The 11,156-nt window shown below is 57.9% G+C and carries 12 protein-coding genes; 5 read left to right on the top strand and 7 right to left on the bottom strand.

Annotated elements, in window-relative coordinates; genetic code table 11:
• The 3 genes from VTU_RS0101200 to VTU_RS0101190 all read left to right on the top strand — a co-directional run.
• Positions 1–307, top strand: a 307-nt coding sequence (locus VTU_RS0101200; RefSeq protein ID WP_010100021.1) for an SDR family NAD(P)-dependent oxidoreductase, incomplete at its 5' end; no start/stop codon positions are given.
• Between the two features lie 71 nt (positions 308–378).
• Positions 379–1,275: an amidohydrolase family protein gene (locus VTU_RS0101195; RefSeq protein WP_010100020.1), complete on the top strand. Its 897-nt coding sequence runs from the start codon at positions 379–381 to the stop codon at positions 1,273–1,275.
• A 24-nt stretch (positions 1,276–1,299) separates the two neighbouring features.
• Positions 1,300–2,268, top strand: a complete 969-nt coding sequence (locus tag VTU_RS0101190; protein ID WP_010100019.1) for a substrate-binding domain-containing protein — start codon at positions 1,300–1,302, stop codon at positions 2,266–2,268.
• Between the two features lie 331 nt (positions 2,269–2,599).
• Here the strand turns inward: VTU_RS0101190 and VTU_RS32365 are convergent, their stop codons facing one another.
• A complete protein-coding gene (locus tag VTU_RS32365) occupies positions 2,600–3,139 on the bottom strand; it encodes a hypothetical protein (protein ID WP_138927749.1) in 540 nt (179 codons plus the stop codon).
• Positions 3,140–3,241: 102 nt separating this feature from the next.
• Positions 3,242–3,799, bottom strand: coding sequence for a hypothetical protein (locus tag VTU_RS32360; protein ID WP_138927748.1), 558 nt, complete (start codon positions 3,797–3,799; stop codon positions 3,242–3,244).
• A 401-nt stretch (positions 3,800–4,200) separates the two neighbouring features.
• Between VTU_RS32360 and VTU_RS0101185 the strand changes: the two genes are divergently transcribed.
• Complete coding sequence (locus tag VTU_RS0101185) at positions 4,201–4,425, top strand: iron chelate uptake ABC transporter family permease subunit (protein ID WP_010100018.1); 225 nt, start codon at positions 4,201–4,203, stop codon at positions 4,423–4,425.
• Positions 4,426–4,728: 303 nt separating this feature from the next.
• A complete protein-coding gene (locus tag VTU_RS31040) occupies positions 4,729–5,052 on the top strand; it encodes a helix-turn-helix domain-containing protein (protein ID WP_010100017.1) in 324 nt (107 codons plus the stop codon).
• 68 nt (positions 5,053–5,120) lie between these two features.
• Here VTU_RS31040 and VTU_RS0101180 read toward each other — a convergent pair whose 3' ends face one another.
• The 5 genes from VTU_RS0101180 to VTU_RS0101165 all read right to left on the bottom strand — a co-directional run.
• Positions 5,121–8,024, bottom strand: coding sequence for an ATP-binding domain-containing protein (locus tag VTU_RS0101180; RefSeq protein WP_010100016.1), 2,904 nt, complete (start codon positions 8,022–8,024; stop codon positions 5,121–5,123).
• Positions 8,025–8,284: 260 nt separating this feature from the next.
• Entirely contained in the window at positions 8,285–9,046 is a 762-nt protein-coding gene (locus tag VTU_RS32355) for a hypothetical protein (protein WP_138927747.1), read from the bottom strand.
• 102 nt (positions 9,047–9,148) lie between these two features.
• Positions 9,149–9,271 (bottom strand): YHYH domain-containing protein, encoded by a 123-nt coding sequence (locus VTU_RS32350; protein ID WP_138927746.1) that lies wholly within the window; start codon positions 9,269–9,271, stop codon positions 9,149–9,151.
• A 194-nt stretch (positions 9,272–9,465) separates the two neighbouring features.
• Complete coding sequence (locus VTU_RS0101170; RefSeq protein WP_010100015.1) at positions 9,466–10,461, bottom strand: Bug family tripartite tricarboxylate transporter substrate binding protein; 996 nt, start codon at positions 10,459–10,461, stop codon at positions 9,466–9,468.
• Positions 10,462–10,473: 12 nt separating this feature from the next.
• A partial coding sequence (locus VTU_RS0101165) for a ribonuclease activity regulator RraA (RefSeq protein ID WP_010100014.1) occupies positions 10,474–11,156 on the bottom strand: 683 nt, incomplete at its 5' end.

Raw genomic sequence — 11,156 nt, 5'->3', positions numbered from 1 at the left:
GCAAACGCACTACACGCCGACCAAGGCCGGCGTCCACTCGCTGATGCAAAGCTGCGCCATCGCGCTCGGACCCTACGGCATCCGCTGCAACTCGGTGCTGCCGGGCGCCATCGCCACGGACTTGAACCGGCAGCACCTGTCCGACGCCGACCAGCGCAGCCATCTTGAAAAGCGCATTCCGCTGGGCCGCCTGGGCCAGCCGGACGACGTGGGCGACTGCGTGGTGTTCCTCGCCAGCGACATGGCGCGCTACGTGACCGGCGCCGCCCTGCTGGTCGATGGCGGCATGTTCGTAAACTTGCAATGACACATACATTCCCACGCCGGCAAAACCCCGGACAGCCGGCACCGTAACCCCCTCAACCGGAGCACCCGCAGATGCACATCATCGACCCGCACGTACACCTCCTGGACCTGGAGGTGCACCGCTATCCCTGGATGGAGAACAGCGCACGGAACTTCCTGGGCGACGCCTCGGCGATCAAAAAAAGCTACCTGCTGCCCGATCTGCTCGCCGACGCCGGCGCGGACCTGCACGTCGAGCAAATCGTGCACGTCGAGGCCAACCATGACCCGGCCGACCCGCTGGCGGAGGCCCGCTGGATCCAGTCGCTCGCCGATGCGCCGCCAAACCGCGGCCTGCCGCAGGCCATCGTCGCCGGCGCCGACCTGTCGCAAGAGAACGTGCAGCAGGTGCTCGAAGCGCATCTGGCGCTGCGCAACCTGCGCGGCGTGCGCCAGATCCTGAACGTGCACCCCTCGCCGATGTACGACTTCGTCGGGCGGCACTACATGCGCGAGCCCTTGTGGCGCAAGAACTTCGGCCTGCTGCAACGCTTCGGGCTGGGCTTTGAACTGCAAATCTACCCCGCGCAGATGGTCGAGGCCGCGCAATTGGCGCGCGCGCACCCGGACACCACGCTGATCCTCAACCACGCCGGCATGTTCTGCGACCGCGGCAGCCCCGCCGGCTGGCGCCTCTGGCGCGACGGGCTACGCGCGCTGGCCGCCTGCCCCAACGTCAGCGTGAAGATCAGCGGCCTCGCGATGCTCGACCACCACTGGACCCTGGAGAGCCTGCGCCCCTACGCCCTGGAGGCGATCGACGCCTTTGGCTGCGAACGCGCCATGTTCGCGTCGAACTTCCCCGTGGACAAACTCTTTTGCAGCTACCGCGCGCTGTGGCAGACCTATGCGCAGATCGTCGCGGACTGCAGCGCATCCGAGCGCGACGCCCTGTTGCGCACGAATGCGCAGCGTATCTACCGGCTCTGACACGGCACCAGGAGAGAGCACAACATGAAGCGTTTATTCCAAACACTCGGCCTGGGCTGGGCCCTGTGCGCGTACTCCCCGGCGCTGCCGGCAAGAGACCTGGTGTTCGGCGTCGTGTACCTGGACTCGCAGGGCTTCTACGCCGGCGTGCGCAACGGCGTGGAGAAAGCGGCTGCGGCCAGCGGCCTGAGGATCCGGTTGATCGACATCAACGTCTCCGGCGATCTGGCCAAGGAAAGCTCCTTCATCCAGATCCTCACTGCGAACCGGGTGGACGCGATCATTCTCTCGGCGATCTCGGCCGATGGCTCGGTGAAAGCCATCCGCCATGCAGCCAGCGCCGGCATCCCGGTGGTTTGCTACAACACCTGCATCAACGAAGCCAGCCTGGGCAAATACGTCACCGCCTTTGTGCTCGGCGACGCCGTGCGCTTCGGTGAAATGCTCGGCGCGGAAGCCGCGATACAGCTGACCCGGCTGGGCGTCCGAAGCCCGCGCGTCGGCGTGTTGAACTGCGAGTTCGTCGAAGTCTGCGTGCAACGCCGCAAGGGCTTTGAAAAAGCGCTGAAGGCCCGGCTGCCCGACAGCCGGGTCGTCGCCAACCAGGAGGCCACGGTTCTCGACAAGGCCCTCTCCGTGGGCCAGGGCATGCTGCTGGCGCAACCCGAGATCAACGTGCTGTTCGGCGAATCCGGCGGCGCCACGCTCGGCGCGATCAAGGCAGTGCAAAATTCCGGGCGCAGCGGCAAGGTCCACGTGTTCGGCAGCGACATGACCACGGCACTCGCCCACGAGCTGTTCGACCACCGCGTCCTGAAAGCCACCGTGGACGTCTCCGGAACCGAACTCGGCCGCATGGCCTTTGCCCTGGCGCTGGCCGCCACGCACGGCAAGCAGCCGGCGCAGCGCGTGCAACAGGTCCGCATCGGCCTGTACGCCGCGCCCGAGTCCGCGAAAGCCTGGCTCGCCGGGCACCCGGATGGGTTGCCCTGAGCCTGCGGGTACCTGAACAGCACAGCAGCAGCGCCATGCATCCCGTCGCCCGCCTCGACCGCGTTCCAAGCGCTACGGCCCCGTGCGCGCGCCCACTACCCCGGCCGGGAACCCGTTGCGGCGCGCATTGATATTGCGGGGATATTGAGGAGCTTTTGATGCCGGTGTATGCGGGGGCGGGAGGGGTGAGGGCTGGTCAAGGTTGGGGACTGACCGACGGGCGGGGCTGGTGGCGGCCCTGGCGTTGTTGCATCGCTGAGATTGAGAAATTCACACGCACTTATCGATATCGAATCGTTCGCCGGGATAGCGATTGCAGGCGGCGATCCGGTCAGCGCTTTACCCGGTATATTGCTTCCGAAGTTACAAAAACCAATTCTGGTATCCCGGGGATTATAGACTTTTCTTTTCCAACACGCAGTAGAATAGTTCCAATCAGATATGGAGATTTCTTTTCCCCCCACGGTCGAGATCCAATTTTCCATACTGTGACTTCATTGACGTCAGAAGATCCATCTTCAGGTTCGCTCAGATGAGCATTTTCTTGCAGAATATCTGCTATTTGTTTTGGATCTATTTTATACAAAGCAGTTACTGAGCAGACGCCTTCCTTTTCGTACTTTGATGCTTGGACAAAATATTTATTCTTGGCGTAGCCGAGCATAAAACTGGATTGCACGGCATCATGTTTTTCCGGATCCTTTATCCCACCTCTCTCAATAACAATTTTCTCTGCGGATGGAAAATCAGCACCAGTTTTCATGCATATTTCATTCAACAGAAAAATCAAGTCATCCGCACTCGCATGCGCACTAACCGATGTCACCAGGAAAGAGATGAAAACCATGACAGGAATGAATATTTTAGACATTTTTCTGCGTGTGTTGAATTATTGTGACTATTCAGCCGTGCGGTGCAATCCGACTGGTCTGTTCACGCAGGCATGCGCCCGCGTCGTCGTTGCACGTAAACGTCAGTACTCTTTCTCGTATAGCGATTTTGGAGTTACAAAAATCAATGACGTTCCCTCACTTCTTCTCTCTTCCTTTACAACACGAAGTAGAATAGCGCCAATTGGAGGTGGATATGTCATTCTTCCATGAGGTTGATACGCGATCTTCCATACCGTGATTACACTAACGTCAGAATATTCAATTTCCGGCTTGCTCAGAGGATAATTTCTTTGCATAATATCTGATACTTGTTTTGGATCTACTGCATCTGCCAAAGCAATTACTGAACAAGTGTCTTTCTCGTAGACTTGAACAAAATATTTATTCTTGCCATATCTGAATGAAAAAGTAGATGGCTCAGTACCATCACTTTCCAACTCCTTTGGTTTTATATTCACTCCACCTTTCTCGATAGCAATTTTCTCTACAGATGACAAATCAGCATCAGTATTCACGCACAAATCATTCAACAAGAGAAGCACCTCAGCAGCACTCGCATGCGCACCAACCGGTGTTGCCATGAAAGAAATGGAAATCATTAACAGAATGAATATTTTAGACATTTTTTCGTGCATCATGAGTGTTGAATTATTGCGACTATTCGGTCTCTCGAACATAAATCAGTGATACTCGCCCCATGCCGATCCCCCGACACTTCAACGTTGAGTCACGAGGAGAAGGATGCATTGGTTGAGCAGCTGGTCGCTCGGGTTCAAGAGCTGAGATCATAGCCGCCACTCCAGCATGGCCAGCATTGCCCGCGCCGATCTACGTCCTTCAGGCGCGTCCCGAGGCCGTCAAGAGCCGGTGTACGCAGGGGACTTTGGACCCCTGCGGAGGGCTGAACGCGAACACGGCTGCCTGGCGCCATGCGCGGTGGCGGTTCGGACGACCCCGTTGGCTGACCCGCTGCGCCGTTTCATTGGGGCATGGACGCAGCGACGATCACGCGCAGCACGTCCGCCCGAAGCGACTGGTCGTGCCGCACTTTGCCCGCATGCTGATGGGACCGGATCACCGCGTGCTGCTGCCAGCCTCTGCGCTCGTCGGTGGCGTCTTCATGGTGCTGGTGGGCACGCTGGCACGCAGCCTGACCAGCGCGGAAATCCCGCTGGACGTGATCACGGCGCTGATAGGGGCGCCCGTGTTCGCATGGCTGCTGCGGCGCACCCATGCGCGGGGGTGGGGCCATGATCGAGATTGAGCAACTGTCCGTCCGCGCGGGCGGGCATGGCCGTCCGCTGGTACCGCGCAGCGCCACACCCGATTTTCGACGGCGTGCACGCTCCAGGGATACGCGCGTGATCTGCTGCGCACAGGTTTCCGCGAGTGTCTCGCAGGAAGGCTGACTTGAGTCGTGCAGTTGTTCAGCGACGGAAAAATAGTAGCCCCATCTTGGCAATGGTTGCACCAGGTGCTAGCATTTGGCACGCGCGAAGAGAGCTTATCTGCAATAACGGACAGATTAATCGACTGCTGAGAGACTAGGAATTCATGGAGATTTGCAATGACGACCAAGCCAAAATTCAAGAGTGATGCTTTTGAAGCAATTCATTCCTCTGCACACGCCCTGTTTAAAGTGGGCGCCATTGATAAAGTGACGTTGCGCAATTTTGACGAATCTTGTTTTATCATTCCGAGAGATATAAGCCATGAAGAAATCAAGGAAATTCGTGAGCACAACCATGTAAGTCAAACTGTTTTTGCCCGTCTCCTGAATACCAGCGAGTCAACTATCCAGAAGTGGGAGACTGGCGTAAAACGTCCGAGCGGAATGGCTCTTAAATTGTTGGCTGTGGTGCAAAAGCATGGCCTAAAAGTCCTTACGTGAAATCGCTATTTACCAAGCCGCTGGCGACAACCCCTTGATTAAATTCTTCTTGGATTTCAACACGGACGTCATGGCTGTCCCACCGAGTCTTGGTATAACATTCGCACGTCAGCCAGTTGTGGGGCCAGCGCCTTGCTACCGGACAACAGTGTCAAACTCTGGCGCGCGCGGGTGATACCCACGTATAGGCGATTGGTGTGCGAGGCGTTACCGAGGTCATAGCGGTCAACATCTGCAAGCAGGACCACGTCAAACTCCAAGCCTTTTGAATTCGCTACGTCGGCGAAATGCCGCACATGTCGCCGAGCCAGATTCACCTTCTCTGAAAGCTCCGCTTCAACCATGCGTTCCCGCAAGCCCTTTTCGAGGCGCTTGTAAGTCTTAGCTGCTGTCGCAGAATCAGAAAACAGCACGGCCACGGTCTGATGGCGTTTGGCCGAGGTCAACGCTTTGACGATGTGTTCATCCATGATGTCATCGGTTTCACACACCAAAATATGGGGGCACCCTCCGCTGGCACCTTCTTTACTCGCTTTTTCTGCCAACGCAGCAGAGGGTTGTTCGCCACCTTGCAAGACCGCACGGAAGCTCGCACTGAACAAGGCCAATCCCGGTGCATCGGCTTGGCGAAGATTCTCCGTCAGCATGACATGCGGCACCGATTGGCCGGGGAAGCAAGCTTTCAAGTCAATGCTGCTGCCATGGTGCAGCTTCTGAGCGATATCGCCCACCACCGTCACTGCGCGGTACTTTGGATTGGACTGTTCGACCATCAAAAACACTTGCTGTTCGGTGAAGTCTTGAACCTCATCGACAAACACCGCTTGATAGAACGTGGGCTCGTGCAGTCGACGCAACCCACCTTGCTTCAAGCCACGTCCCATCAAATGGCTCAGGCACAGTAGCAGGTCAATGTCTTCGTCGGCCAACTTGAACTTGCTCAGTTGCGCATGCAGGCGCTTTGTCAGTTCTGGATCAGGGAACTGAGCCGCAGACTCTTGCATGGCAGCAAGGTACTGATCGGCCACACATGCCAAGGGCTGCAATAGCTTGCGGTGGACGATGCGCCGAAACACGGCATCCGGTGTACTTTTCCGCGGCTGGCCGGGCACGGGCGCCTCCGCCGGTGCGTCGGCTTCGTCGTCTTCCAGTTCTTCATCGCCTTTGCCGTCATCGGTTGGTCGCAGTGGAAGCTTGGCACGGCCCCAACCCAACTCGCACCGCAAACGACGCAACGTGCCGTCCACGGACTCACAGATCCACTCTGTTGCCTCTGGCAGCAGCCGCATAAAAAGGTGGTTTACGTCGGATGCCACCGCGTAGACATTCTTGCCCGATGGTTCACGAACAATCACCTTGCCGGTTGCCATGAGCACCCGGGTTTCTTCTGACCAAGCCAATGGATCTCCCGTGGTCGTCAGCAACTGCAAAAACGGGTCGATTGGTCCGTTAACGTCGATAAAAACCAGGCGGTGGCCAGAGATGAAATACAGGGCCGCCCTGCGCTCCACAAGTTTGCGCGCCAAGGCATTCTCATCACTTGCAAAGATGGTCTGGTCTTCAATACGCATCCAGATGACCTTGGGGCTCATCACGCGCTTGCGAACGTCCTCTACCTTGTTCAGCAGGCGCATCGCCAACCGATCCAGCGCAAACGCACCCGCGCTGGGGGTAGCCAGTTCAGTCGCAACTTCTTGCAAGTCTTGCTGCAAGTATTCGAGCGCAACTTTGGCAACCCTCACCACCTTGGCACGGGCTTTTAGCTCAAACGGCTCTGCTAACTCTGCTGTGTTGGGAAGAACGTCAATCAATCGCGCAGCAATTTGTCGGGCGATAGCTTGGTCAGCCGCATGCAACCAGTCCATGGCGGTCGCAGCATGCGCTTCGCGTGCTTCCGTCAAACCCACCCACCGGCGGCCCGGTACAGGGCTGCTGGTCAGGCGACGGTAGTCACGCAGCCTAGTTTGCAATTCCTTATATTCATGCACCGGCAGGTTGGGCAGGTCGATGCGACGGCAAGTCTCTTTCAGGTACTGAATCAGTTCACCTGTTCGCACAAAACCGACACAACTTTCTTCCGAGAATTGCCCTGCAAAATCTTTCGACCAGTAATCTTGGTCTTCCCCCACCACATCACGGAAGAGTTGCTCATCGATCACGCTAGCCGCATTGAATGTGGTCAGCATCTTCGTACGGCCCAACGCAGCCGAAGTCTTGCCGGAGCCTGCAATGCCCTCCACAATCATCACACCCATCGGAGAGCGGGCAATGATCTGGTTTTGCTCGACAGTCTGGTGCGTGAAGAAGCGTTCGCTCAATCCATAATATTCTTCTTGCTTGGCCTGCGGCTCGTCGGGATTCCAGTTTTCGTCAGCGTCAATCTCCAACTCGGTTTCGGCGTCATCAGGGCCATCCACCACGGTGAATTTGGCAATCTGCACCTCGGCGAACGACCGTTTCCCAATGAATGCACGCAGGTCGGAAACGGTATCCTTGCCATCATCGCCCAAAATGCGCATGCGCAAGAAGTTGCGGACATTGCGCTCAAAGTCAGGGCCACCGAAACGGTCAAACGAGCGCACCTCAATGACGCGGTAATCGCCCCACTCCTTGCTATGGCCTTCATAGTCCGGCTGAAAGGCGGCGGAAGCCCGGCCCACCGGCGAGTGGGGAGTGCAATAGCCTGACTCATTGTTGGGGTACATGGCCTCCGTTGGGCTCAGGCGAAGTTCCAAGCGACCCTTCCGCTCGGTGTCGATGACCACCGTTTTGGCGTACGCACAACGGCGAAGTTGCTTGTACAAAGGGGCGCTGGAGTGCGATACGTACCCGCGCGTATCACCCGCAAATCCACCGAGAGGATCGAGGTTCTGACCCTCGCAGATCATCCGGTCGGCATAGTCGATTATGCCCTTCAGAATAGTAACCTCTTTTGCGCTATATTCGAACTTGTCGTTCTCGGTCAAAGCCATGCTTCCCCCTTGGTTTTGCTCTCAGGTGCTATATGGTCAGTTTCTTATCACGCTCGGTGGGATGTCAGTACACAGGCGCTGCCACTCGTGATTCCATCAAAGGCTTCGCACCTGCTTGGCGCCCCATAACTGTTCGATTATGACGGCCAGATTGTCCGATTTTTGGCGAACCCAGGACACCGGCATCTGCGTGGTTTTACCGCAGCCACTGCACACGATGTAACGGGACGTCGCAGTGCAAACCAACCGTGCGGACATATTCAATCGTCAGTGACTTCACGGGAGTAAGTTCGCTGAAGTCTCGTGGGCCGTGAATTGAACACCAAAACGCGTCGAAATTGGGATCTCGCCAAATACCTTTTTACACAACGATCAATCATAGCCATACTTTTTATATGGCTATCGACATCATCATGTATCGAGTACGCAAATAGATCCATTGGATCCGATGTTTTATAGGTCTTATCGACCAACTTCTGTTTGATCTTACAAATCTGTGGCATTTGCCATTCGTAGCCTGATGGTGCAAATATTCGCGGCCCACAAACAATGTCATCACCACGAAATACAGTTACACTCGTTTTACATTTATCTGATGAGCTCTCTAAATCCAATTCCCCAATGAAATTATCTGGTTTTTTGAGTAGTTGCTCTTGGATTGATTTCATTATTCGCGTCCGGTCACGTTTACCGGCATCATTGCAAATCGATATGCTCAAGTGAGCATTTTCGCAAGAACAGCGAAGCCTTTCCTGTTCTGTAGGTCCCCACGTTTTAATGGCATCCTTCCAACAATCGAGTGTTGCATGCATGTTTGCCAACCGAGTGTGAGTATTTTCAGAATCAAGCGCGACCAGTTCAACAGCAAGGAGACCAGCACCTTGAACCTGACACTCGATGTCGGGCGCAGGCGGGACTGGGTGTCGAACTGTATTCGGAACCAATATCAGTTTTGCCACTGATGCAAGTTCCTTAAAAATCCTGATTTCTCTCTCCGAATCCGAATCGGTTCGATCAGTCATTTGTATTCATTTTCCAATCATGAATTACTTGTTACGATTTGGCAGCTAGTAGTCTGATGGTCTGAAGAAATTGCGGCGCAAGTCTGGCTTATGGTCTTGCTTTCAATGGCAGTGATAGTCACCAGTTTTGTGATTCCGGTGGCATCCAGAGCTGTCGGTGCCACCCGAGTGGGCTTGGGCAAACCCGGCTGCCAACAGGAGGGTAATTGTGATGATGGTTTTCATGGTTGTTTTTCCAGTGTGGCAACCATGGAGATCATGGCCGCTGTTCCAGCATAGCCAATATTTCCCACGCCGATGGCGACCTATGTCCCAATCATGACAATCTCTCAAATACAGTCGTGCATGACCCGTTCGCGCTGGTCTGTATGGTGGCCGGGTGGACCGGCTTTCTCACGCTGAATCCCCACCCCCAAGCATCACTGCGCCGTCGCCCCGGATTTCCTGACCAACTCCGCCCACCGCAAAATCTCACCCGCCATATGCACACGCAGTTCCTCCGGCGTGCTGCCCACGATTTCCATCCCCAGCTGCCCGCCAAGCCGGGCCTGCACGTCCTGCTGCCTGAGCGCTTTCACGATCTCGGCGTTCAGGCGTTGCACGATGGGTTTGGGCGTTCCCCTGGGGGCGTAGACGGCTTGCCAGGACGACATTTCGAAGCCTGGAACACCCGACTCGATCATCGTTGGCAGTTCGGGCAGCAGTTCCATGCGCTTCGCGGAGGTCACGGCCAGTAGCTTGAGCTTTCCGCTCTTGACCAGCGGCAGCGCAGCGCTTACCTGGTCGAACATGAATGGCACCTGGCCCGCGGCCACGTCGGTGAGCGCGGGCGGGGTTCCCTTGTAGGGCACGTGCATGAGCTTCACTCCGGCGAGGTCCGCGAACATCTCTCCCGCCAAGTGCGCGGACGTGCCTGCTCCGGACGACGCGAATACGCGCCGGGACGCGTCGCTGCGCAGCAGCGCGAGCAGTTCTGCGACCGAGTTCACTCCCAGCTGGCTGTTGACGATCAGCACGTTGGGTAGCCGCGCGACCAGCGCCACCGGCTCGAAGTCCTTGACCGGGTCGTAGGACAGATTCGGGTACAGGCTCGCGTTGATGGCGTGCGTGCTGATGGTGCCGCCAAACAGCGTGTAGCCATCCGGTGCGGCCTTGGCCACGTAGGCGGCGCCAATTCCGCCGGCCTGCCCCGGCCGGTTCTCGACCACGACGGATTGCTTCAGGCTCTCTTGCAGTTTGTTCGCCAGCGTGCGGCCCACGATGTCGGTGGACCCGCCGGGTGTGAAGGGCACGACGTAGATGATCGGTTTGGCCTCGGGCCATGGCGGCGCGGCCGACGCCACATGAGGGACGAGGAGGGCGAGGGGTGCGAGCGCGGCGAGCAGGAGCCCCGCGCGGCGATGCCATGCTTGCATGCGTCGTTCTCCTCAGCGCCCGCGGGCCTGGCGCCAGGCGGCAAAATCCGTGCGGCTGCGTTCTTCGGTGGGCGGGTACAGGCCCAGGATGGATCGGCCCGCGAGCACCTGTTCCTGCACGAAGTCCTCGAACACCGTCATTTCGTGGGCCTCCCGGGCCACTTCGTCGGCGCTGGCCGCGGGGATCACGACCACGCCCTCGGCGTCGCCCACCACGATGTCGCCCGGCCAGACGGCCACGTCGCCGCAGCCTATGGGCACGTCGATGTCGATGGCCTGGTGCAGCGTCAGGTTGGTCGGCGCGCTGGGGCGCTGGTGGTAGGCGCAGAAGTCCAGCCGCGCAATGTCGGGGCTGTCGCGAAAGCCGCCGTCGGTGACCGCGCCCGCGACGCCGCGCTGCATGAGCCGGCACATGAGAATGCCGCCCGCGGACGCGGCGCGCGCGTCCTTGCGGCTGTCCATCACGAGGACCGCGCCCGCGGGGCAGCGCTCGACGGCCTGGCGCTGCGGGTGCCCGTGGTCGTTGAATACGCTGATCGGGTTCAGGTCCTCGCGCGCCGGCATGTAGCGCAGCGTGAAGGCCGGGCCCACCATGTTCGGCCGCGCCGGGTTGAGCGGGTGCACGCCCTGGATGAACTGGTTGCGCAGGCCGCGCTTGAACAGGACGGTGCACAGGGTGGCTGCGCTGACTTGCA

Origin of the sequence: Verminephrobacter aporrectodeae subsp. tuberculatae At4, assembly GCF_000193225.1 — a bacterium.
GTDB lineage: Bacteria > Pseudomonadota > Gammaproteobacteria > Burkholderiales > Burkholderiaceae_C > Acidovorax > Acidovorax aporrectodeae.
This window is presented reverse-complemented; position numbering and strand designations above follow the sequence as displayed.